Origin of the sequence: uncultured Tateyamaria sp., from assembly GCF_947503465.1 — a bacterium.
Lineage (GTDB): Bacteria > Pseudomonadota > Alphaproteobacteria > Rhodobacterales > Rhodobacteraceae > Tateyamaria.
Genome location: NZ_CANNDN010000003.1, coordinates 79087 through 101221, shown reverse-complemented (window position 1 = coordinate 101221; position 22135 = coordinate 79087). Strand labels below are relative to the sequence as shown.

The 22135-nt window shown below is 61.3% G+C and carries 23 protein-coding genes; 18 read left to right on the top strand and 5 right to left on the bottom strand.

The features are described from left to right. Positions 1 to 5: 5 nt before the first annotated feature. From Q0844_RS16350 to Q0844_RS16290, 13 genes are all read left to right on the top strand, one after another. Complete coding sequence (locus Q0844_RS16350; protein WP_299047023.1) at positions 6 to 800, top strand: alpha/beta hydrolase; 795 nt, start codon at positions 6 to 8, stop codon at positions 798 to 800. Between the two features lie 98 nt (positions 801 to 898). Further along, positions 899 to 2107, top strand: a complete 1209-nt coding sequence (locus Q0844_RS16345; RefSeq protein ID WP_299047021.1) for a M24 family metallopeptidase — start codon at positions 899 to 901, stop codon at positions 2105 to 2107. 120 nt (positions 2108 to 2227) lie between these two features. Then, positions 2228 to 3313, top strand: coding sequence for a histidine kinase dimerization/phosphoacceptor domain -containing protein (locus Q0844_RS16340; RefSeq protein WP_299047018.1), 1086 nt, complete (start codon positions 2228 to 2230; stop codon positions 3311 to 3313). Positions 3314 to 3432: 119 nt separating this feature from the next. After that, the gene (locus Q0844_RS16335; protein WP_299047016.1) at positions 3433 to 4509 is read left to right on the top strand and encodes a hypothetical protein; all 1077 of its coding nucleotides are present in this window, start codon (positions 3433 to 3435) and stop codon (positions 4507 to 4509) included. A 47-nt stretch (positions 4510 to 4556) separates the two neighbouring features. Continuing rightward, entirely contained in the window at positions 4557 to 4853 is a 297-nt protein-coding gene (locus tag Q0844_RS16330; protein WP_299047014.1) for a hypothetical protein, read from the top strand. 130 nt (positions 4854 to 4983) lie between these two features. Next, a complete protein-coding gene (locus tag Q0844_RS16325) occupies positions 4984 to 6099 on the top strand; it encodes a hypothetical protein (protein ID WP_299047011.1) in 1116 nt (371 codons plus the stop codon). A 75-nt stretch (positions 6100 to 6174) separates the two neighbouring features. Next, positions 6175 to 8109 (top strand): ATP-binding protein, encoded by a 1935-nt coding sequence (locus Q0844_RS16320; RefSeq protein WP_299047008.1) that lies wholly within the window; start codon positions 6175 to 6177, stop codon positions 8107 to 8109. Then, positions 8109 to 8420, top strand: a complete 312-nt coding sequence (locus tag Q0844_RS16315) for a hypothetical protein (RefSeq protein WP_299047005.1) — start codon at positions 8109 to 8111, stop codon at positions 8418 to 8420. Before Q0844_RS16320 ends, Q0844_RS16315 begins: the two co-directional genes overlap by 1 nt. Before the next feature lie 229 nt (positions 8421 to 8649). Next, positions 8650 to 8943, top strand: coding sequence for a hypothetical protein (locus tag Q0844_RS16310; protein WP_299047004.1), 294 nt, complete (start codon positions 8650 to 8652; stop codon positions 8941 to 8943). Continuing rightward, complete coding sequence (locus Q0844_RS16305) at positions 8940 to 9236, top strand: hypothetical protein (protein ID WP_299047002.1); 297 nt, start codon at positions 8940 to 8942, stop codon at positions 9234 to 9236. The genes Q0844_RS16310 and Q0844_RS16305 overlap by 4 nt, the downstream gene beginning before the upstream one ends. Next, positions 9233 to 10564 (top strand): DUF6638 family protein, encoded by a 1332-nt coding sequence (locus tag Q0844_RS16300; RefSeq protein WP_299047000.1) that lies wholly within the window; start codon positions 9233 to 9235, stop codon positions 10562 to 10564. Before Q0844_RS16305 ends, Q0844_RS16300 begins: the two co-directional genes overlap by 4 nt. 4 nt (positions 10565 to 10568) lie before the next feature. Continuing rightward, positions 10569 to 10832 carry a hypothetical protein gene (locus Q0844_RS16295; RefSeq protein ID WP_299046998.1) on the top strand — a complete coding sequence of 88 codons (264 nt, stop codon included), beginning with the start codon at positions 10569 to 10571 and terminating at the stop codon, positions 10830 to 10832. A gap of 11 nt (positions 10833 to 10843) precedes the next feature. Then, positions 10844 to 11491, top strand: a complete 648-nt coding sequence (locus Q0844_RS16290) for a DUF1523 family protein (protein ID WP_299046996.1) — start codon at positions 10844 to 10846, stop codon at positions 11489 to 11491. An 80-nt stretch (positions 11492 to 11571) separates the two neighbouring features. On the opposite strand, the gene Q0844_RS16285 is transcribed toward Q0844_RS16290, so the two are convergent. Continuing rightward, positions 11572 to 12690 (bottom strand): class I SAM-dependent RNA methyltransferase, encoded by a 1119-nt coding sequence (locus Q0844_RS16285; protein ID WP_299046993.1) that lies wholly within the window; start codon positions 12688 to 12690, stop codon positions 11572 to 11574. 48 nt (positions 12691 to 12738) lie between these two features. Then, positions 12739 to 14316, bottom strand: coding sequence for a DUF5928 domain-containing protein (locus Q0844_RS16280; RefSeq protein ID WP_299046990.1), 1578 nt, complete (start codon positions 14314 to 14316; stop codon positions 12739 to 12741). A 140-nt stretch (positions 14317 to 14456) separates the two neighbouring features. Here Q0844_RS16280 and Q0844_RS16275 point away from each other — a divergent pair, with 140 nt between their 5' ends. Further along, on the top strand, positions 14457 to 15275 hold the full coding sequence (locus tag Q0844_RS16275; RefSeq protein WP_299047954.1) for a sulfotransferase family protein: 819 nt from the start codon (positions 14457 to 14459) through the stop codon (positions 15273 to 15275). A gap of 5 nt (positions 15276 to 15280) precedes the next feature. Here Q0844_RS16275 and Q0844_RS16270 read toward each other — a convergent pair whose 3' ends face one another. Together Q0844_RS16270 and Q0844_RS16265 are read right to left on the bottom strand one after the other, a co-directional pair. Further along, positions 15281 to 16717: a septation protein IspZ gene (locus tag Q0844_RS16270; protein WP_299046988.1), complete on the bottom strand. Its 1437-nt coding sequence runs from the start codon at positions 16715 to 16717 to the stop codon at positions 15281 to 15283. A gap of 203 nt (positions 16718 to 16920) precedes the next feature. Beyond that, a complete protein-coding gene (locus tag Q0844_RS16265; RefSeq protein WP_299046987.1) occupies positions 16921 to 17592 on the bottom strand; it encodes an SGNH/GDSL hydrolase family protein in 672 nt (223 codons plus the stop codon). Positions 17593 to 17704: 112 nt separating this feature from the next. Here Q0844_RS16265 and smpB point away from each other — a divergent pair, with 112 nt between their 5' ends. The 4 genes from smpB to Q0844_RS16245 all read left to right on the top strand — a co-directional run bounded on the left by smpB (position 17705) and on the right by Q0844_RS16245 (position 20684). After that, a complete protein-coding gene (gene smpB, locus Q0844_RS16260) occupies positions 17705 to 18181 on the top strand; it encodes an SsrA-binding protein SmpB (protein WP_299046986.1) in 477 nt (158 codons plus the stop codon). Between the two features lie 128 nt (positions 18182 to 18309). Next, positions 18310 to 18579 (top strand): hypothetical protein, encoded by a 270-nt coding sequence (locus tag Q0844_RS16255; protein ID WP_299046985.1) that lies wholly within the window; start codon positions 18310 to 18312, stop codon positions 18577 to 18579. Positions 18580 to 18648: 69 nt separating this feature from the next. Then, positions 18649 to 19503, top strand: coding sequence for a 3-mercaptopyruvate sulfurtransferase (gene sseA / locus Q0844_RS16250; protein ID WP_299046983.1), 855 nt, complete (start codon positions 18649 to 18651; stop codon positions 19501 to 19503). Next, on the top strand, positions 19503 to 20684 hold the full coding sequence (locus Q0844_RS16245; protein ID WP_299046980.1) for an amino acid aminotransferase: 1182 nt from the start codon (positions 19503 to 19505) through the stop codon (positions 20682 to 20684). The genes sseA and Q0844_RS16245 overlap by 1 nt, the downstream gene beginning before the upstream one ends. Positions 20685 to 20814: 130 nt before the next feature. On the opposite strand, the gene amt is transcribed toward Q0844_RS16245, so the two are convergent. After that, complete coding sequence (gene amt, locus Q0844_RS16240; protein ID WP_299046977.1) at positions 20815 to 22125, bottom strand: ammonium transporter; 1311 nt, start codon at positions 22123 to 22125, stop codon at positions 20815 to 20817. Positions 22126 to 22135 lie beyond the last annotated feature (10 nt).

The following is a 22135-nucleotide window of genomic DNA, read 5'->3' as shown; positions in this document are numbered from 1 at the left end:
TGAACATGAAGCCAGACATGGACGACGCCTATGCCAATGGTGCGTATATCGAAGGGGCGGCAGACTATCCGCCGCGCTGGGCCGCCGAGGCCGAGGCATTTCGTACCTCCCTTGGTGCGCGGGCCCGTCTGGGGCTGAGCTATGGCCCATCCGAGCGGATGGCGCTGGATCATTTCATGCCCGAGGGCGAGGCCAGGGGCACGCTGATCTTCGTGCATGGTGGGTATTGGTTGAAGTTCGACCGGTCCTGCTGGTCGCATCTGGCGGCGGGCGCCTTGGCGCGGGGATGGTGCGTTGCCATGCCGTCCTATGACCTGTGCCCACATGTCCGCATTGCCGGTATCACCCAGCAGATTGCCCAAGCCGTGATGGCCGTTGCCGACGGCAGCATGGGGCCGATCAGTCTGGCGGGGCATTCCGCGGGCGGTCACCTCGTGTCACGGATGCTGGCGCCCGGCATGTTGCCTGCGTCGGTGACATCCCGGTTGACGCATGTTCTGCCGATCTCGCCCGTGTCGGACCTGGAACCGCTGTTGCAGACGGCCATGAATGCCGATTTCGGTATGGACACGGCGATGGCCCGTGCCGAAAGCCCGGTGCATCAGCCCAAGCCGGGCACACCCGTGACGGTCTGGGTGGGGGCCGACGAGCGGCCGGTGTTCCTGGACCAGGCGCGGTGGTTGGCCGAGGCCTGGGATGTCGACCCTGTCGTGACACAGGGTGCGCATCATTTCGATGTGATCGACGCCCTGACCGATCCGCACGGCGACATGATCCGACGCTTGACGACGGCGTTGTGACGCGCCAGATGTGATCCGGCTGCGGGCGATGGCGTCGCCCGCGTTTCCAGCCCAACCCGTCCTGAACGCCGGGACCTTTCTGCAAAGGAGGGTCAAGGATGACCGCTCGCCCCGATTTCTACCGCTTCCACAACGGCGAAAAGGCCGTCTTGCCATTCGATGCCGCCGAATACGACGCCCGCCTGACCGAATTGCGCGCGCGGATGGATGCGCAGGGCGCCACCGCCGCCGTATTCACATCAATGCACAACGTCGCGTATTATTCGGGCTTTCTGTACTGTGCTTTCGGTCGCCCCTATGCCTGCGTGGTAACGGACGACGCGTGCGTGACCATCAGCGCAGGCATTGATGCAGGCCAACCGTGGCGGCGCTGTCATGGCGACAACATCACCTATACGGACTGGCAGCGCGACAACTTCTGGCGGGCCGTGCGCGAGGTGACGGGCGAGGGGGCCGTGATCGGGGTCGAGAGCGACCACCTGACCCTGTTGCAGCAGGCCAAGATGGAAGATTTCCTCAAACCCGTTGCCACGGTCGACCTGTATGAGACCACCATGATCCAGCGGATGCACAAGTCCGAGGCCGAGATCGCCCTGATCCGTCATGGCGCACAGGTGGCCGATATCGGCGGGTATGCCATCCGCGATGCGATCAAGGCAGGTGCGCGTGAGATCGACGTCGCCATGGCGGGGCGTGACGCGATGGAACTGGAGATCGCCAAACGCTTTCCCGATGCCGAATACCGCGACACCTGGGTCTGGTTCCAATCCGGGATCAACACCGATGGTGCGCACAACCCGGTCACCGGGCGGGTGCTTGAGCGGGGTGATATCCTGTCGCTGAACACTTTTCCGATGATTTCGGGCTACTACACGGCGCTGGAACGCACCTTGTTCGTGGAAACGGTGGACAAGGCCAGCCTGACACTGTGGGAACATAACGTGGCGGCACATGAGTTGGGTATGTCGCTGCTGAAACCGGGCGCCACATGCGCCGATGTGACCGAAGGCGTAAACGCCTATTTCCGCGAACACGACCTGCTGCAATACCGCAGCTTCGGATACGGCCATTCCTTTGGCGTTCTTTCGCATTACTACGGGCGCGAGGCCGGGCTGGAACTGCGCGAAGACATCGACACGGTGCTTGAGCCCGGCATGGTCATCTCGATGGAACCGATGTTGACCATCCCCGACGGGCAACCGGGTGCCGGCGGGTACCGTGAGCACGATATCCTGGTGATCACCGAAGACGGGAATGAAAATATCACCGGCTTTCCCTACGGCCCGGAGCACAATGTCATCGGCTGATTTAAACTATGACATATCCGGTTGAGTTCATTGCCAGAATTACAACCTTGGTTTGCGTCGTGTCGCAGAATCGCCCTATGATCACTGCGAACGGTGCGCGTTCAACTAACGGGATTGCCCATGCTGGCCGATCGCCATCCTTTTCAGGACGAACGTCTTGATATTCTTCATTCATACGACGTGTTGGACACGCCGTATGAAGAGGATTTCGATGATATTGTCGGCCTTGTCGCCAGCATTTGCGAGGTGCCCATTGCGCTGATCAGCCTGGTTGACGGGCACCGGCAATGGTTCAAGGCGGTCAAGGGGCTGGACGTCGGCGAAACACCGCTTGAATCGTCGATCTGTGCCCATGCCATCCTGGAAAAGGAACTGGTCGAGATCCGGGACACCCACGCCGATCCGCGCATGGACGGCAATCCGCTTTGCGTGGATGACCCGGGCTTGCGGTTTTACGCCGGGGCGGTGCTGATGGGGGTCGAAGGGCTGCCCCTGGGTACGCTGTGTGTTTTGGACTACACGCCCCGAACCCTGACAGACACGCAACGCCAGACCCTGCGGGTGCTTGCCGGTCAGGTGATGGCCCGGCTTGAACTGCGCCGCACGTTAAAACGTCAGGCCGTCCTGCACAGCGAAGCCGATCACAGGATCAAGAATTCGCTGCAAATGCTGTCTTCGCTGACCCGGTTTCAAAGCCGTATATCCGAACTGGACGAAACGCGAGAGGCGTTGGATGCCGTGGGCCAGCGGATTGAAACCATGGGGCGGTTGCACGAGGTGCTTCAGGCGGGCCATGTGCAAACCCATGTCGATCTGGATGATTACCTGATCCGCATCGTGGATTTCCTGTCTGAACAGGCGCCGGAACATGTGGTGATTGATACCGCGCTGTCCCGCATCAGCATGACGCCGTCGCGGGCGGCCTCGATCGGGATTGTCCTGAATGAATGGGTGACAAACGCCTACAAGCATGCGTTTCCGGATGGTCGGGCTGGCGTCATCAAGGTGACGGTCACGGATCTTGGTGCCGGGACCGCGCAGTTGGAGGTGGGCGACAACGGCCGTGGCACAACCGCAGACGCGACATGCCGCCGATCCGGGCTGGGTACCCAGATCACCGAGGCGGTGGCCCAGGCGCTGGACGGAACCCTGACGGCAGATGCCAACGCCTTTGGTACGCGCCACCGGTTGCTTTTCGCCATCTGAGCGCCTTTCCTTGCCGCATCCTTTTTGCAACTATTCGCCTGAATATCGGCCTTGCCCGATGTAAACGCGTGTTACATTGCCTATATTGGCATCAACGCATTGAATAGAAGGGGAATTTCATGGCCGATTTTGCAAGCCAAGTGGCAGAATCTCAATCCCAGGTGGCCGAGGCACAAAGCAAGATCTCGGAACTGACCAGCCGGATCGAGGCTGCGCGGGCCAAGATGAAATCGGGTGATGACATTTCGATGGACATCGAAAACGCGACACTTGAGGACGTGCATGCGCATACAGACGTGATGAACGCCAATATCGCGGAACTGATCATGGGGCTTGATGACGTGACGGCCGCGTTCTCGAAGGACTTTGACGAGATGCGGTCCAAGACGGGTTGGGAAAGCTTTGTCGGCATTTTTGCCAAGGCCAAGTCGGAATCCATGCGTCAGGAACGGGTGCGGTCGGCATCCATTGACGACAAGTTGCAGGATCTGATTTCGAAATCCGACGTGATCGTGCAGTTGCTGCAAGGCCAGTTGACCATGCTGGAAGACCAGAAAACCAAGGTCGAGGCCAACCTGACCGAAACGCTGGATGAGCGTGAATTCACGGTACAGGAATTGTCGGCCCTGCAAGCCGACATCCAGGCGATGGACCCGCAGATCATCACATTGGAAAACAAGATCGCGTCCGAGACAGACGCCGCCAAGCGCACGGCGCTTGAGACGGAACTGGCCGACATGAACTCGAAATACAACGAGATGGTGCAGGAAGAGCAGGTCAAGCTTGCAAAATCGCAGACGCTTGAGCGCTATATCGAGAAGGGCAAGACCTGGGTGGACAGCCTGCAAAACCAGGCCGCGACCCAGATGGTGCTGATCAACAAGCTGCAAACAGACACCAAGCAGCGCGTGGTGCTCTATGACGCGCTGACCAAGTCGTTGAAGACGGCGCAGCAGCAGGACGTCGCCCACCGCATCAACGAGATCGGGGTCAAGACGGACCAGGAGGCGCAAACGGCCATGGCCGGGATCGGTGCGGCGACCAACGCGCGCATGGCCGACATGCTGGAAGCCCACGAGGACCAGATGGTTTTTGCCCGCGACGTGCTGGAGCAGAAGGCGAAGGCGGATGAACGGTTCGCCCGGCGGTTCGCGCAGATCGTCGAGAAGCATGACAGCAATGCGTATGGTGGGTGAACTGAGTGCTGCAGTCGCGACGGCCACCACCACTCCGCATTGAAAGCGTGAACGAACTTTCACCTGGATTCCGTCCTCGCTGGGTGAGGACGCGAAAGTGGGCATTGATTGCTTCGCTTGGTTTTCAGTTGGCCTTTGTTTTCTTTCTGAATGGACACATGCCTTTATTGGCCGCTACCAGCCTTTCTCTCGCGTGTCTCTCTGGTTGGTATTGGGTGCACCCTAAGTACTACTCCGCTCTTGTGGGAATGCTTCTGCGACGTTTTCCTGAACTGGCGCTCAAACATGCGAAGCTGGAAAGCTGGTTGGAGTTTGATCTCGATTGGGATGAACGGCGGCAATGACTAAAACTGAAGAAACTCGTGAGCCCGGCGGCACCGCCGGGCAGCCCCCGACCGCCCCCTCGGGCGGGGGCTACACCCCCACCCGCGGTCGGGGGATGCCCTCTGTCTTTGGGGCGCAATCGGTTTGAGCATGACCAAACCCGAAACCTCCGGCCTCACTGACCTTTTCGCCTCGCGCCGTTACTTCAAGAAGTTCGAGACGATCACCGGGCACCTGGCCCGTGTCGCGGGCGTGATGGAGGCCGAGGGCGATTTGAACCGCGACGAGGTCAAGATCCTCACCCGCTACATTGCCGAGCTGACCTTTACCTTCCGCGCCTTGGGCCAGAAGTATCTGCTTGTGGGCCGTGACACGGGCCGGTTCTTTGGCTCGCTTGCCATCGACAAGCGCTACAGCGGGTTTCCGGCGGCTGAGGAACTTCTCACCATGGCGTCGGACGCGCTGCAGGCCGACCGGCATCTGGACCGGATCGAACCCGCCGACGCGCTGAAAAAGCAGATGGTCGAGGTGATTATCGGCGACCGGCAGGTGCCCACAAAGCTGCAATTCGCCCTGTCCCAGCGGCTTTATTACGAGGACCTGATGCGTGGCCAACTGTTCTGGCCCCGCAACGATCCGCAGATCGTCTGGACCGGGAACCTGAGCGACGACCGCCGCAGCTTTCGCATCCACTGGGCCGTCTATGATACCGAACTGAACCTGCCCGTCATCTACATGATGGAGGTTGAGGATACCGGCCGCACCGCGCTGCCCAAGGACCCGCGCCGCTGGCCCGAAGCGCAAGCACATCTGATGGCGCAATCGCTGGGCAAGCTGAAGCTGGTGACCATCGCCAAGGGGTTTGACGAGGATTTTGACGATCTGCACCCCAAACGGCTGCGCCGGTTTTATGCGGGACCGATGTATTCGTCGGCGTTCACCGCGCAATCCGGGCCCATTCTGGATGTGCTGAAAACCGCCCGCGCGCCGGAGGGGCAGGATTGGGCGCTGGTCTGGACCGAAGAGGATCTACGCTCTGAACGCGTGATCGAGGAACGGTCTGGCTGGTTTTCGTCCGTCGAACGCGAGGTGTTCGCGCTTGATCCGTTCTCGGGCCGTGGTGCGGACCTTGGGGCCACGCGGATGGAGCGCAGCATCGTGTTGCCGCAACGCGCGTTTCAGGCGCTGGAAGAGATGAACCCACCCGGCTTTGGATCGGTGCGCAAATACGTGGTCAGCCCGGCTGGCCGTGTGTTGCGGTACTGAGGGGGGGTGACATGATGGCAGATCGGCCCTCCGGGGGGAGTTTATTTTGCAAAGTGAAGAGAGCAGGTCAGTGATATGAGCCAGACGTCGGACCAAATGGAACTGCGCGAGGCCGAGATTACGGCGCATTACCCCATGGCGCTTGCCATGTTGCAAGGCTTTGACCACGCCCCGCGGATCGGGAAGGGGAAGGATGCGCCGCAGCAGGAGCGGTCCTCGGGTATCGGGACGCGCCGCCGGTTTCGCACCACCACGCCCGGGCTTGTCACCCGGCGCACCGTGCCCACCGGGGCCGTGCAGGTGATGGCGACCATTGAAGGGGCCGACGATGATGACGCGCTGATGTCACCGGTGCAAGCCACCGTTCTGAATGCATTGCGCCGCGCGATCTCAATCGCGCTGGCCGTGGCGGAAAATTACGCCTCTGTCTCGGGCCTTGGTGATCTGAAGCGCGCGAACCTTGAAGGGGCGCTGCCCACCGCGCGCAAGACCGAATTTGCCGAACTGCTCGCTGCTGAGGCGCTGATCACCCTTTATGTCTTTGGCAATGCGGTGGCCTATCTTTTGTCGGCGCACCAGACCGAGGTGACGGTCGAGGTGGGTGAGGTCGAAGAAGTGTTGACGGATAACGGCCAGACCGCCCTGCACGGCGCATTGTGGGAGTTGGATCTGGACATCGCCACACACGCCCCGGACGATGCGCATCTGGTGGCCACCATCACCGCCTTTGCCGAGGCGCTCATGGAGAAGGTGGCCTTGCGCGCCGGGTCTGCCCCGCGCCTTGCCCCGTTCCAAAGCGCCAGTTGGCATGTGGAGGCGGATGATTTCACCGTTCAGGGGTTTACGCCTGCGTCCCGCGCCAAGACGCAAACCCTGACCATGACCTTCAAGAAACCGCATGAGGTCGTGGGCAACCACATCGCCAAGTACCAGGCGATGAAGCTGGCCAAGATGCTGATGGCCTATGATTTCGATAGGCGGCTGAATCCCTTTGCCGAACTGGGCGGCTTCATCTTTACCTTCATGGGGGACGGGGCGCCGGGGACGGGCAAGACGACGCTGATCCAGATGATGGCGGGTCTGATCAACGAGTATTGCAGCGTTGCGGGTTATGCCTTTCGCTACCAGAACCTGAGCACCGACAACATCGACAGCTATCAGGGCAAGTCGGGCCAGAACGCCAAGGCGTTCATCAACAACGTGATCGACCCGAACGTGATCGGGTTCGGCACCATCGATGACATTGACCAGCTTGCGGGCAAGCGGGGGGATCGGCAGTCTTCGGCGGGGCAGTTGGAGATCACGGCGGTGCTGATGGAAAGCTTTGCCGGGGCCAACACGGTTGTGCGCGGCAATTGCACGTTTGGCATGTTCTCGAACTACCCCGAGAATGTGGATGACGCGTTGCGCCAGCGGGCAGGTGCACGGTTTCTGGTGGACGGCCCGCAGACGCGGGAGGATTACATCGACATCCTGGCCCTGCTGATGGGCAAGAACCACGACATCCCCATGGGCGCGCATGAATTGTTCTCGGCCCAGGAGATCAAGAAGGCTGTCGCCGCCAGCTTTGATGCGCATTCCCGGCCCCATGAACCGGGGTTGATGGAGGTGTTCGACCGGGTGCATTCGGAAGTTGGCGCGTTGGATACCATCGCCAAGCTGGGCACCTATCTGAAAGGCATCCAGCAGGCGGATGAGCGGTTCACCGGCCGCGCGATCAAGAACATCACGGATGCGGTGAAAGTGCGGGCGATGGATTTCGAATTGCCCGACGAATGGATGGAGAACCCGGAACTGTTCCTGTTCAAGAGCTATGACGAGAAGAAGGCGATGATCGAGGAACTGCGCGTGCCGATCACCGTGGACATGGTGGTGCAGGAGATCAACCGCTATGCCGACAGCGAGTTCCGGTATGCGGACAAATCGGATGAAGTGGCGATCGAGGCGATGGTGCGCGACTTTGCGCGACAAGAAGAGGCGAAGAAGCGGTATTTGGGAGGGAAGGGGTGATGATGTCCAGTCTTGCAACCTTCTTGGCGATCCTGATTGTTCCGTTCTGGGCGCCGACACTCGTGAAGCCTGGGAAGTCTCTTATGCGCAACGCAGCGTTGCGTTTCGGGGTCGGTGCCTTGGCTACCGCTGCCGCTTTGCTGCCAGTACAACTCGCATTCTTTCCGTTGGGTCCGCTACGGCTGTTGCCGATGGATCTTGGGTTCTTGTGGCTTGGGGCCGCACCGTTCTGGGTGCCGTTTCTGGCCGTCCGGATTTTCCAGCTTGGTTTTGCAGACAGAGCGAAAAACACCATGAGGGCGCACGTATGAGTATCGTCAGCTGGGCAGCGCCTAATCGCGGGTGGGCTCACGTCACAGCAGTTCAGGGTGAGGCGGGTGAGTTACACAGTTCACCTGTTCGGTGCGTAACACCAACGCGCTCTCCCTGGGGGGCGCCCTCACGCGCATCTTTGATGCGCTTCCGGGTAATGGACTGGCGCGGCCCGGTGGTGCCGGGCACCTATAGGTCGAATAATGCACCTGTTTTGGAGGACGGCGTTTGATACTCTGGATCACAACCGCCGCCGCCCTCATCCTAGGCACCCTTCTCCCCCTCCGCTGGGGTGTCTTCGGCTTCCTCGCCGCCGCCGCCCTCCTGTTCCTTACCCAAGCAACCATCCACACCCTGATGGGCTTCGAAGGCACGCCGCTCTCTGAAACCATGCTGCTCTTCAACAACTCGTGGCCCGCCTATATCGGCTATAACGTCCAGATCACGTTCCGCGCCTTTGCCCTTCCGCTTCTGGCGCTTGCCGTGCCGTTGATCTTCCGCCTCGGCAGGGCCGTGCCTTGATCGTCACGGGTATCATCGCGATGGGCCTTGTCGTGGCTGCGGCCTGGATACTTCCGCCCCATATCAGGCGGTCATTGCCGTTGCCGGACTTCTTGTTCGGGATGGTGTGCACCAGTGCGATCATCGGCATTGCGGCTGTCCTTGTCTTCGCCATTCAGGCGATGGGCCTGCCGCTGCCTATCCTGGGCCCCAGTGGCGAGGCCGGGTTTGCCAATGCGCTTTTGTCGCTGTCGATGCCCAGCGTTGGCGTTCTGGTCGTGCGGCTGGCCCAACTCAGAAGGGACCGGCCATGATCCGCCTGATCCAACGCGGCCTGATGTTCGGCAACCTTTTCCACGTGGCCTCGCCCGCGCTGGTCGAACGCTATAACCGTGCGCTCGAACACCTGACGGGCAAGCGCACGGCGCTTACCGATTTCTACATCGACATCTCCGGCTACTCGCCCGAGGTGGGCAACGAGCTGGGCGATCCGCTTTACCTGAACCACAACGGGGTCAACCGGCAGTTCATCCTGCTGTCGACAGAACAGCGCAGATGCCCGCTGCTGGATGCGAAATTCTCGACCTCGCACGGTATTCTGAAACGGTTCATCGCCGAAAACGAAGCGGCCCTTTTTGCGCTGACCGCGCGGGATGCCGTTGCGGGCGAACTGGTCAACAGTGTCTACGACATCAGCCATCCCGCGCGGCTGTTTGATCTGCGCGCCATCACGGTTGAGGCGGATACCACCCGCGGTACCGTGCGCAATGCCGCCAAGCTGGCCGAGAAGGTGGATACGTTCCTGAGGGGTGATGACGCCTGGTTCGATGACGTCCTGATCGCAGAGATGATCCAGCTTGCGGGGCAAACCGGGGACGTGACGCGCAACCCCGTGACCCTGAAACCATTGCGCGTAGACAAGGGTAACTTTTGGACCGCCCATTTCGGGGGGCTTTATATTTTCCAGACGCTTGACCATCCGGCGACCATTGCCGCGACGGACAAACCCGACGACCTTCCGACCAAGTACATATTTGATCTGGGTGAACGAAACCGCATCGCCAAGTTTCTGGAGTACAACGACCTCGTCGAACCGGTGGTCAAGGCGCGCGGCATCGACGGGGCGGCGATCCTGCGGCAGAAGATGGACTTTATCCTGGTTTCCGCGGTGACCGAGGCGGGCGTGGATCTGGTCGGCACAACCCGGCGCGACATGCGGATGCTGGCCCGGCACCATGCGCACCTGCTGCCGGGCGAATTCCACACGTTGGCCGAACTGGTCAACTGGGCCGAGCACGGGGGCAAGTGGCCCCGGATCAGTTCCGAACATCCCGCCTATTTTTACACGTTGCGTGCGGCCGACACGCCCGATGCCGACCTTGTCAACATGCTGCTGGCCCAGCTGTGCCCGCGTGACGCGCGCCAGCTTTTTATCTGTCACAAACAGGCGTTCTACGCCGCCTACGCCACCTGGCCCGAAGCGAAAAAGGAATATGTCGCGCAGTATCTCGAAGCCGAGTACAAGGCCGACAAGGTGGGCGCGCGGCAAGCGCTGTTCGGGCATGACGCCCCAATGGACCCTGATCCCAAACCCCGTGACCTGATTGCGCGCGTGGGTCCCTGGGGCGCGGTAAGGAGGTAGGGATATGGCGGTTGCCAGACTGTTTCTGATCGCCTTCGTGGTGTTGACGGTGATCTACATCTCGCTGTCGTTCTATTCGCGCGCGCGGGCGCGCGACCGGTTGGAAGCCGAATGGGATGCGGGCGACAAACCCGGCCCGCGCGAGGCCTATGTCAAGCACGGGCTTGCCGATTATGACGGGTCGCTGCGGCGCAAGCTGATCCTTGGGGTCTATATCGTGCCCATGGCCCTTGTGTGCCTGATCATCTATCTTGTGAATTTCGCCTGAAAGGGGCCGTCATGCGTTACATCGGTTGGATCATCCTGATCACTTTCTGGGTCGCGGTCGGCGCGGCCCTGCACTATACGCTGCCGCAGCGCGACATCGTGCGGATCGTGAACACTTACGAAGAACGGCAGGAGCTGGGGGACTGGACACGCATGTTCTGGTCGCGGCCCGACACCCAGTCCGATGGGCTGATCAACCGGGATGTGCAGTTTATCCAGACCGTGCGCGCGAACGGCAAACCCATGGTTTACCGGAACGAGGACACAGGCTGGAGCTGGCCGCCCTATTTCAAGTTCGACACGTCGAACCTGTATACCGAGGCGGCGGATTCCGTGTCGACCCGCGCCGCGCCGGAATGGTACGTGATCACGCATTACGGCTGGCGGAACGAATTCCTGACGATTTTCCCCAACGCAATTTCCATCCGCCAGGTCGAGGGGCCGGATGCATCCAAGGGCATCCCGTGGGTCAACATCCTGATCCTTGGGACACTGGCGGCCATTGTCTACGCGATCTGGGTGCGCTGGCGCAGGTTCCGCCGGGCCCGCATCGACCCCAGGCTGGAAGAGATGCAGGACAGCTGGGAAGCTGCGGGTGACGCCGTGTCAGAACGACGTGGGCGCATCCGGCGCTGGCTTGCCACGTGGAAATCGAAATAGGGCGGAGGACACCGCCGCCGTACGATGGACGCAGGCACAGCGGGTGGTCTCAAGGCGGATCCTGATCCGCCGTGGCCGCATCACGGCAAGGCGTCGGTGCGCCAGAGCCTGACGCGCAACCCGCCATGGGCGATGCCGGGCCCTTCGGGCAAGAACGGCAGACCGGTGGCCTTTGCCAGCGATGCCTCGCTCGTGACGATGCCCACACGCCAGCCCGAGAACCGCTTGGCCAGCACCTGTCCCAGGCGGCCATAGACGGGATAGAGCGCCTTCTTGTTGCCGATGCGCGCACCGTAAGGCGGGTTGACGATCACCAGACCGGGGGGACCTTCGGGCGGCGTGATGTCCCCGGCATTGCCCTGCTGAAAGCGTACAAGGTCTTGGACACCCGCCCGCGCGGCGTTGGCCTGGGCCATGGCAATCACACCCTGATCCCGGTCCGAGCCTGTAAGGCGCACCTTTGGTGCACTTCGCCGTTCGGTTGTGCGCCGCTCGGCGAGCCCGCCGGGATCAAACCCCTCGAACTGTTCGAACGCGAAGTTGCGCGCCCGCCCTGCCTGCAACCCCGCAGCCAGTTCCGCCGCTTCGATCACAAACGTCCCCGACCCGCACATGGGGTCAAAGACCGGCTGAGTCCCGTCAAACCCGCAGTGTCGCAGGAACAGGGCGGCAAGGGTTTCGCGCATGGGGGCTTTGCCGACCGCTTCCTTGTGGCCCCGCTTGTGCAGCGGCTCTCCTGACGTGTCGACGCTTATCGTCACGCGATTGTCGTCGATGCGCACCTTCAGTGTCACAGGTGCATCCGCCGCGACGGGAATGCCCGCGCTTTCCACCAAGGCCGCTTCGATCCGTTTGGTCGCGGCACCGGCGTGATAGATCTTGGACTTGCGCGAGGTGGCGACCTCGACCCGCACCGGTACGTCCGTGCGCAGGACATCGGTCCACGCAAACTTGCGCGCCCGCTTGTCCAGCTGTGCAAGATGAAAGGCCATGAAGGACCCCATGCGCCACAGCACCCGCGTGGCCCCGCGCAATTCCAGGTTGGCGCGCCAGACTTCGGGCCAACCGCCACGCAGGCTGACGCCGCCAGCGGTCACCTCTGCCACGTCAAAGCCGAACTGCCGCGCTTCATCGGCGAGCGATTGTTCCATGCCCGGCAGGGTGATGGCAAAAATAGGGGCGTCGGGATCGGATGTCATGGCAGGGTCCATAGAGCGGAACGCGCCACGGCGCGACCACAAAGCCCATCAATCAGCAAAGAGGTAGTCGACCGATGCAATCTCGCGCGCCTTTTCCGGAGGCACGCTCAGAAACCTCGACAGCGCGTCCGCATTTGCGTCCAGGTCGGCGACTTCCTCGATCCGGTGCAGATGCTCGAAATCCGCATCCCTGATGCGGTCGGATTCAAATGTCATGTCGTTGCGGATCGTGGGCAGCAGGCGTTCCAGCGTTTCCTGGCTGGTTTGTTCACCTGCCAGGCCGACGCGCATGGCGTGCCCGATCAGGTACTCATCCGAGAACGCGCATTGGATTTCCAACATCCGGGTAACCGACCGGTCGCCGGCAAAATCCTGCAACAGGTCCAGGTTGCCGGGGTCCATGCACACGATCAGGCGGTCGGTGTCGAAATAGTCAAACAACATGCGCATCAGGGCCCGGCGGTGGCGCGTGCGCTTTTCCAGCGTCGTCTGGATGCCGCCCAGATCGGGCAGGGGCGTGTGTTCTTCGTTGAACAGGTATTCGATGGCGGGCACGTTGGTCATTACCCGGATGCGTTCCAGCAGGCGCTTGGCCACATGCCACTTCTTGCAGATGATGATCAGCAGCTCGCGATTGCGCCCCAGCGTGCTTTCGGTTTCCCAGAACCGGGTTGCAAAACGACGCCCGATGCGGCCCCGCCCGGTCAGGAACTTGAACAGGCTGGCGCCTTCGTTGGAAATCTGGAACGACACGTTCTCGGCCGCATAAAGCAGGCCCAGACGGCGTTTCAGGTCGTTCGCCTCCGCGCTGATCTTGCGGGCGAACAGGAAATCCTGGCTGAGCAACAGGTCATAGTGATCATCGTAAAACGTGACCGGCATGCCGTAGTCGGTGAACATCAGGAACGTGAGGGTCCGGGTGCGGATTTCTTCTTCGGGCACGACGTGGCGCACGATCGTCTGAAAAAACGTCTCGTCCGGGATCCACGTGGTGCGGAAAAAGCGCATCACGTCCTTGCGCTGGCGGGTGAAATCCAGAACCCATTCGATGGTGCGGCGGCGCAGGCACCACCATTGGCTGCCGATCTGCACCTGGATATCGGCAGGAATTTCGCGTTTGAAACCAAAGCGTTGCTGTAGGTGGTAGCTGGTGTAGAACCGCCATTTCTGCGTGCGTTCGTTAAAGAAATGGCGGTAGATCAACCGCTCTTCCTTCATGCCCGTCTTGATCCAGTCGCTTTCGAAATAGTCGAAGCTTTCAATGAAATCGGCGTCATTGTCGTCAAGGAACCGATGCGTGTACTCGGCCGACTTGATTGCCATGCAATCGCCGGACAACATGTAGAAATGGGTGGCCCGTGGAAACGCGTCGACTGCGCTTTCCACTGCGTAGAGGGTGGCTTGCACCAGGCTCCATTCGCCCCAGCCACACCGGATGCGCCGATGGGCAAAGGTGACGTTCGGATTGTCCTTCAACGCCTTGCGGATCTGGGCAAAGTGGGTTGCATTTGCACGCGCGTCGAAATGGATGGACATGTAGTCGCCCGCAGCCGTCAACCGTTCCGCCTGCTTGATGATGGCATCCGGATCCTTGTGACACAGCAGGATGTAGGCGATTTTTGCCATTCAGGAAACTTTACTGCCTCTTAGCGTATGATTGTTTACGGTGATAAAGCTAAGGAGAGATTGAATAAACAGGATTTCTTTGCTTTTTTGCGCCACAAGGCGAACGACAAGGTTCGCAACTAGTGAAAAGGGCGAGTGGTATGGGGTTCCCCGGCACCTGGATGACGGAAAGTGAAAGCGTGGTGTATCGCGTGGTGCCCAAGTGTGCCTGCTCGACCATCGGGCAAATCATGTTCTACTCGGATCATGGCACGTTCTTTGATGGCGATATCCATGATGCCCAGGGGGGCATGCACAAATGGGCGCTTGAGGCGAGCCAGCCGATCATCACCGACACTGTAAAGACGCACGGGTCCTATTCCTTTACCTGCGTCCGCAACCCGTACACCCGCATCCTGTCGTCCTTCTTTGACAAGATCTGTGGCATCCAGCGCAACGGCAAACGGTATCGCGGCAACCTGGTGCCGCTGCTGATCCAGAAATACGGGATCGAAGTGGGCGGCGACGACGGCAAGCAGGACTTTGACCAGATCAAGTCGTTCCGCCGCTTCCTGCTGTTTGCCCGTGACACCATCCGCTGGCGTCGCCCGATGGAGCCTGACATTCACTGGTCCGCCATGTCTGGCCATGTGTCCACCTTCATCGTGAACGGCGGCCGCTATGACAAGATCATCTGGACCGAGAAATTCAACGAAGGCATGGAAGCCGTGATGCAGGCGGTCGAAACGCCCCACGCTGTTGATATCGCAGGCATCCCGCGCTTCAACGAAAGCGAAGGGCACGGCCCCAAACGCGCCCACCCGGTCGAGGACTACTTTGACGACCTGTCGATGCACCTGGTCTATGAAATCTACAAACGCGATTTCGAAGTGTTCAAATACGACTTCGAAGACCCGTCAAACAAGATGCCGATCGGAGAGATCGATCTGGACGAGGTGCATAAGAAGCTGGGTGACTGAGGCGGCTATTGCCCCAACACAACTGGGTCTGGCCGACCCATCCGGCACAGATCACATATGCGCACGGCTTCGGTGATCCCCATCAACGCCAATTCTCGGAAACTCGGCAGAGCAAAAGCGTCCGCTGCGCCGTAGTTCACGGAATAGCCAAGGTCTTCGAACGATCCAAGTGTCAGGCGGCTGAGCGGGCGCACATCACCGGACAAAAACCCGGTCATCAACTCATTGCCGAACACCAACTCACGCCAGTGGCCTTCCCGCGTGCCCGGCCCACCGGTATTGGCCACGGGCACAGCCGCGCCGCCGGACGGATCAAGTGCTGCAAACTCCCGTGCCGCCGATGGGCCCACAAAACGCGGGTCCATCGTGCCCGCGCCCGCAATCAACCCGTTGCGCTCCCAAAGCGTGCCAAAGCCCAGCACATGGGCCATCTCGTGCAGAACGACGTCCTCAAATCTGTTTGCGGATTCCAGCGCCTGAGCATCTGCCTGATCAAACTCCATGATACCGGCGACGGGCAGGCCCGTATCCGGCCGCAGAATGGACGGCCCGGCCTGCCCAAGCACCCCATTTGCGCCGTCCAAGGGGCGCACGGACACGTCAATACGCACCCCGGCAACGGTCTGACCCTCAAGCTGGACCGGGGGGAAGGCCGTTTGCACGACCCCGTCCCAGCGCCTTGCCGCACGTTCGAAGACGGCCCGCCGGGTCGTCGGCACATCTCCTTCAAATCTCAACCCGATCATCGTTCTGCTCCGGTCTTGTTTGCCATGACCACAATGTCGGAACGGAAAATCTCTATGCCAGAGCAGAGCGGTTGTGCGGCACCTGACAGCCGAAACAGGGGCGCGCCACCAGCCAAATCCCGCCATGGCACCGGCAGCGTGCAAGTGGCTAGGCGCCGTCGTCCTCTGGGCCGTTCCAGTATTCCCAGGCGACCGCCCAGGTGACCACAAAGAACAGTCCGAACCAGGCAAAGTCGCAAAACCGTTATACAGAACCCACACCTGGTCAGACGCGTTGCGCCAGACCACTTCGTTGGCTGCGGCGCGCAGCAGCGTGACGGCGATCCACGCAAGGTTCATGATCAGCCACCCCTGAGCCGTCAGCTGCAGCTTGTAACCCAGCGTCCGTTCGACCAGGCTGGGCTTGAAAAACAGGCCGACGCCCAAGATGACGGCAAAGGCCAGCGATCCGACGGTCGTGCTGATCTTGACGAAGGTGGTATCGTTGAAGAAGAACCCCACCGTCACCAGGACGGCCGTCAGGGCAAAGATCGAGATGGCCAGCCACGGCAGGCTTTTGTCCCACCGCCACCGCACTGCAATTGCGACGACCGTCGCACATGCAGCACATGCGGAGCCAAGGAAAATGCCCCCCAGCGCATCGCCCAGCACAAAGGCGACGCCGGGCGCGAATTCCACAATCAGGCGTTTGTCCAAGGTACCATGCTTTCACATTGCTTGATCACACGTGACACCGGGCTGCCGCGGGCGGCGCCTGCAGATCGGGGCGGTCAGTCCGACGCTGAAACGTGCAAAACCGATTTAAGGTCGCGCGGCTGCCATGGAATACGCGCGGCGACACTATTGTGCGGATACGGGACGTTTTCGCAGCCAATCGCGCGACAGATCGGCGGGCGCGGCTACTTCATCACCGCCGCAATCCGGGCCGCAATCGCTGCGCTGCCCTTGGGTGATGGGTGTATCCGGTCCACGTCGTGAAAACTGCGGTCGCCGTTTGGCACGAGATCGGCCACCGACACAAAGGTGACACCGTCATCTCGCGCCGCCATGCGCATCAACCGCGCCTCGTAGGCGTCGCCCCACGCGCGGCAGTGATCGATCATGGACGGCACACCCGGTGTTCGCAGATATCCGACATAGATCACCCTGGCCCCGTCCCCCCGCACGCGCCGCACCGCATCCGCCACAGTGCCGCTGCGACCATCTTCGGAAATCAGCCGGTCCAGCTGTGCCTCACATTTGCGGCAGCCGCACCCCAGCCACAGGTCATTGCCGCCGCCGTTCATGACTGCCCAGTCCCATGTTCCCGGCACATATTGCGCCCCGATCCGCAGGCCCAGGCTGCCACTGACAGGCAAGACATAGTGGTAGCGTGCCCCCGATACGGACCGGTCCACCACGGCGGTGCCCAGGCGTTGTTCCAGCACATCGGCCACCGACCGGTTCGAGGCCGCGTTCCACGCCAGCATGCTGTCGCCGGTTGCAATGATCCGGGCGCTGCCGGAGGACGGAACCGGCTCTGTACATGCCAGAAGGCCAAGGCATGCCACCAAGATCATCCAAACACGCATGTCCAAACTCCTGAATCGCCCCCGCGCGGACAGTACCTGCGCATTTGCCAAGATTCCATGAACCACGCAGCCCTCTTGCCTGCCCACCGTCAACCGCCTACATCCACCCACCATGGCCCAAGGTAAATCAGACCCCAACTACAAGGTGGCCGCCGAAAACCGGCGCGCGCGCTTTGACTACGCGATCGAGGATGACCTTGAATGCGGCATCGTGCTGGAAGGGTCCGAGGTCAAGTCCCTGCGCGCGGGCGGCGCCAACATCGCCGAAAGCTATGCGCATGTGGACAATGGCGAATTGTGGCTGATCAACAGCTACATCGCGCCCTACGATCAGGCCAAGTCCTTTAAACATGACGAACGCCGCCCCCGCAAATTGCTGGTCTCGCGCAAGGAATTGGCGAACCTGTGGAATGCGACCCAGCGCAAGGGCATGACGCTGGTGCCCATCGTCCTCTATTTCAACCACAAGGGCATGGCGAAGCTGAAGATCGGCATCGCCAAGGGCAAAAAGCTGCACGACAAGCGCGATACATCCGCAAAACGCGACTGGAACCGCCAGAAACAGCGCCTTCTCAAGGAACGCGGCTGACATCAGCCGGTGGGAAATGCCTGCGGTCTTTCCCCTGCACCTCCGTATGGTCGGCGGGCTAGGGTCGTGTCGCCGGTACCGGACGGGGGCAGGGCCGGCCAGTGATACGCCCCTGTGGATGGGAAGCTATGGAACTTATCATTGGTCTGTTGTCCGGCGCGGTTGGCGGCAACGTTGCGGGCAGCCTGCTCAAAAACCTCAACCAAGGCGTCTTGATCAACTCGCTCAGCGGGATTGTCGGTGGCGGGCTGGGCGGCACGGTCCTGTCCATGATCGGCGCGCATGCAGGGGGTGGCATGGATCTGGCCGGTATTCTCAGCCAGGTCTTGGGTGGCGGCATCGGCGGCGGGGCGGTTCTGGCCATCGTGGGCCTGCTGCGCAAGCAACTGGGCAAGTAAGACTGATCTTGCACGGGCGTCCCTCTGGCGTTAGGCAAAGGCGTTTTTGCAGACCCAAGGGACTCACCCATGTCAGACGATCCCAGAACACTTGTATCGACGGACTGGCTGGCCGCGCATCTCAAGGATCCGGACCTGCGGGTGCTGGACGCGTCCTGGTACCTGCCCGAGCTTGGGCGGAATGCGCGCGAAGAATTCGATGCGGCCCACATTCCCGGCGCGCGGTTCTTCGATATCGACGACATCAGCGACGCACGGTCGGACCTGCCGCACATGGCGCCTCCACCGGAAAAGTTCATGTCCCGCATGCGGGCCATGGGTGTGGGTGACGGACACCAGGTCGTGGTCTATGACGGGGCCGGTCTGCTCAGTGCGGCCCGCGTGTGGTGGCTCTTTCGCTTGATGGGGCACCGCGATGTGGCTGTACTGGACGGTGGCTTGCCCAAGTGGCAGGCCGACGGGCACCCGGTTGAAGACATGCCACCGATCATCAAGGACCGGCACCTGACGGCCCGGTTCCAGAACCATCTGGTCCGCGATGTCACACAAGTCAGCCAGGCGTCCAAGCTCGGTTCGATCCAGGTGGTCGATGCGCGGGCCGCCGGACGGTTCAAGGGCGAAGCGCCCGAACCGCGCGAAGGCATGCGTCCGGGCCACATCCCGGGCGCGCGCAACGTGCCCTACGACACGCTGCTCAATGCCGACAAGACGATGAAGACACCTGACGAAACCCGCGCCGTCTTCGAAGCGGCAGGCGTCGACCTCGCCAAACCCATCATCACCAGCTGCGGGTCGGGCATCACCGCCGCGATCCTCGCGCTGGCCCTGGACCGCATGGGCCATGACCAATGGTCCCTTTACGACGGCAGCTGGGCCGAATGGGGCATGTCGCCCATGGTCCCTGTCGCAACCGGAGACGCCTGATGTTCGACCATCTTCAAGCCCAGAAACCCGACGGCATCCTGATGCTGATGCAGATGTATCGCGACGATCCGCGCGACAGCAAAGTCGACCTGGGCGTTGGCGTCTACAAGGATGCATCGGGCAACACACCGATCATGCGGGCCATCAAGACGGCCGAAGAACAGCTTTGGCACGCAGAGACGACCAAGACCTATGTGGGCCTTGCCGGTGCGCCGGATTTCAACGATGCGATGGTCAAGCTGGTGCTGGCGGACGCGGTGCCGCGTGCCGCCGTCAACTCGGTCGCGACACCCGGTGGCACCGGGGCCGTGCGCCAGGCCTTTGAACTGGCCAAAATGGCCAGTCCCGGCGGGCGCGTGTTCGTGTCGAACCCGACATGGCCCAACCACGTGTCGATCCTCGACTATCTGGGCATGGAAAAGGTCATGTACCGGTATTTTGATGATGAAACCCGGGGCGTCGATTTCGACGGCATGATCGCTGATCTGAAACAGGCCCGGAAGGGTGACCTGATCCTGCTGCATGGCTGCTGCCACAATCCGACGGGCGCCAACCTGACGGATCCGCAATGGGACGAGGTGATCAAGGTACTGCACGACACCGGGGCCACGCCCATGATCGACATTGCGTACCAGGGATTCGGCGACGGGCTCGACGCGGATGCGTCAGGCACACGCAAGGTTGCCGCAGCCGTCCCCGAATGCCTGATCGCGGCCAGCTGCTCGAAAAACTTCGGCATCTACCGCGAACGCACCGGCATCCTGATGCTCGTGGCGGGCGGCACGGACAAGACGATTGCCCAAGGCACGCTCAACTTCCTCAACCGCCAGAATTACAGCTTTCCGCCCGATCACGGCGCGCGGCTGGTGACGATGATCCTGAACGACGACGCCCTGCGTGCCGACTGGCAGGCGGAACTGGAAGAGATGCGCACGGGCATGCTGGGTTTGCGCGAACAGCTTGCCAGGGAACTGGAGCAGCGCTCCGGCTCCAACCGCTTCGGCTTTCTGGCGCAGCACCGCGGGATGTTCTCGCGCCTTGGTGCCGCACCCGACGCGGTCGTGAAGATGCGCGACGACAGCGGCATCTACATGGTCGGCGACAGCCGCATGAACATTGCGGGCCTCAACGCTCAGACCATCCCGGTGCTGGCAGACGCCATTGTCAAAGCGGGCGTCTGACCCTTCATTGTTCTCCAAATATGCAAGAGCCCGGTCGCATCCAGCGCCGGGCTTTTGTCGTTGGGACCCGAAAAAAAGACCGGGCGCGAACGCCCGGCCAGTCGGTTCTCTCGTCTGAGGGGAAGGAACCTCAGCCTTTTGAGAAATCCGGATAGGCTTCCATGCCCAGTTCCGACATGTCGAGACCAGTGATCTCTGCTTCCTCGCTGACACGGATACCCATGACGGCCTTGAGGATGAACCACAGGATCAGCGACGCGACGAAGGTGAACACGCCGTAGGCGATGATGCCGGTTATCTGCGCGCCGATGGTGGCCGAACCCGAGAAGGCCACGGCAATCGTGCCCCAGATGCCTGCGAACAGGTGAACCGGGATCGCACCAACCACGTCGTCGATCTTCAGCTTGTCCAGCAGCGGCACGGTGAAGACCACGATCACGCCACCTACGGCACCGACCAGCAGCGCACCGAACAGCGACGGGGCCAGAGGTTCGGCGGTGATGGACACCAGGCCCGCCAGCGCGCCGTTCAACACCATGGTGAGGTCGGGCTTGCGGTACAGGATCTGGGTCAGGATCAGCGCGGTCACGGCACCCGCAGCGGCCGCCATGTTGGTGTTGGCAAAGATGCGGCCCACGTCTGTGATGTCGCCCACGGTACCAGCCGCCAGCTGCGACCCACCGTTGAAGCCGAACCAACCCAGCCACAGGATGAACGTACCCAGTGTTGCAAGGGCCAGGTTCGAACCGGGCATCGGCACGGTCCGGCCATCCTTGTACTTGCCAATCCGCGGACCCAGCACGATGGCACCAGCCAACGCGGCCCAGCCACCGACCGAGTGCACGATGGTCGAGCCGGCAAAGTCGGAAAAGCCCAACGTGTCGAGCCAGCCACCGCCCCATTTCCACGAACCGGTAATCGGGTACAGGATGCCGGTCAGAACGACGACAAAGATCAGGAAGGGCCACAGCTTGATCCGTTCCGCCAGCGCGCCGGACACGATGGAAGCGGTCGCGGCCACGAACATCAACTGGAAGAAGAAGTCGGACGCGACAGAGGCATAATCCAGCGACGCGTCAGCAGCGGCCAGACCTACCGGCTCAAGCACGGTGGGGACAAAGTTCGGGGCGAAGTAGCCGTTGAATTCGCCCGGATACATGAGGTTGAAGCCAACCAGCCAGTACATGATCGCCGCGATGGAAAAGAGCGCGATGTTTTTGGTCAACTGCATCGCCACGTTCTTGGACCGCACCAGGCCCGCTTCCAGCATGGCAAAGCCGGCGGCCATCCAGAACACCAGAAAGCCGCCCACAAGGAACAGCAGCGTGGTCATGATGTAGGGGCCGATCTCGTCAAAGCCCGGGGCGGCGTCTTGCGCCAATGCCAGCGTCGGCAAGGCTGTCAGGCCTGCACCAACAACAAGAGATTTCGTGAGTTTCATTGTTCCGTTT

What these genes read in the sequence shown, in the direction of transcription:
- Q0844_RS16350 (WP_299047023.1), top strand. Translation starts at nt 6, where the DNA reads ATGAAGCCAGACATGGACGACGCCTATGCCAATGGTGCGTATATCGAA.
- Q0844_RS16345 (WP_299047021.1), top strand. Translation starts at nt 899, where the DNA reads ATGACCGCTCGCCCCGATTTCTACCGCTTCCACAACGGCGAAAAGGCC.
- Q0844_RS16340 (WP_299047018.1), top strand. Translation starts at nt 2,228, where the DNA reads ATGCTGGCCGATCGCCATCCTTTTCAGGACGAACGTCTTGATATTCTT.
- Q0844_RS16335 (WP_299047016.1), top strand. Translation starts at nt 3,433, where the DNA reads ATGGCCGATTTTGCAAGCCAAGTGGCAGAATCTCAATCCCAGGTGGCC.
- Q0844_RS16325 (WP_299047011.1), top strand. Translation starts at nt 4,984, where the DNA reads ATGACCAAACCCGAAACCTCCGGCCTCACTGACCTTTTCGCCTCGCGC.
- Q0844_RS16320 (WP_299047008.1), top strand. Translation starts at nt 6,175, where the DNA reads ATGAGCCAGACGTCGGACCAAATGGAACTGCGCGAGGCCGAGATTACG.
- Q0844_RS16315 (WP_299047005.1), top strand. Translation starts at nt 8,109, where the DNA reads ATGATGTCCAGTCTTGCAACCTTCTTGGCGATCCTGATTGTTCCGTTC.
- Q0844_RS16300 (WP_299047000.1), top strand. Translation starts at nt 9,233, where the DNA reads ATGATCCGCCTGATCCAACGCGGCCTGATGTTCGGCAACCTTTTCCAC.
- Q0844_RS16295 (WP_299046998.1), top strand. Translation starts at nt 10,569, where the DNA reads ATGGCGGTTGCCAGACTGTTTCTGATCGCCTTCGTGGTGTTGACGGTG.
- Q0844_RS16290 (WP_299046996.1), top strand. Translation starts at nt 10,844, where the DNA reads ATGCGTTACATCGGTTGGATCATCCTGATCACTTTCTGGGTCGCGGTC.
- Q0844_RS16285 (WP_299046993.1), bottom strand. Translation starts at nt 12,690, where the DNA reads ATGACATCCGATCCCGACGCCCCTATTTTTGCCATCACCCTGCCGGGC.
- Q0844_RS16280 (WP_299046990.1), bottom strand. Translation starts at nt 14,316, where the DNA reads ATGGCAAAAATCGCCTACATCCTGCTGTGTCACAAGGATCCGGATGCC.
- Q0844_RS16275 (WP_299047954.1), top strand. Translation starts at nt 14,457, where the DNA reads ATGGGGTTCCCCGGCACCTGGATGACGGAAAGTGAAAGCGTGGTGTAT.
- Q0844_RS16265 (WP_299046987.1), bottom strand. Translation starts at nt 17,592, where the DNA reads ATGCGTGTTTGGATGATCTTGGTGGCATGCCTTGGCCTTCTGGCATGT.
- smpB (WP_299046986.1), top strand. Translation starts at nt 17,705, where the DNA reads ATGGCCCAAGGTAAATCAGACCCCAACTACAAGGTGGCCGCCGAAAAC.
- Q0844_RS16255 (WP_299046985.1), top strand. Translation starts at nt 18,310, where the DNA reads ATGGAACTTATCATTGGTCTGTTGTCCGGCGCGGTTGGCGGCAACGTT.
- sseA (WP_299046983.1), top strand. Translation starts at nt 18,649, where the DNA reads ATGTCAGACGATCCCAGAACACTTGTATCGACGGACTGGCTGGCCGCG.
- Q0844_RS16245 (WP_299046980.1), top strand. Translation starts at nt 19,503, where the DNA reads ATGTTCGACCATCTTCAAGCCCAGAAACCCGACGGCATCCTGATGCTG.
- amt (WP_299046977.1), bottom strand. Translation starts at nt 22,125, where the DNA reads ATGAAACTCACGAAATCTCTTGTTGTTGGTGCAGGCCTGACAGCCTTG.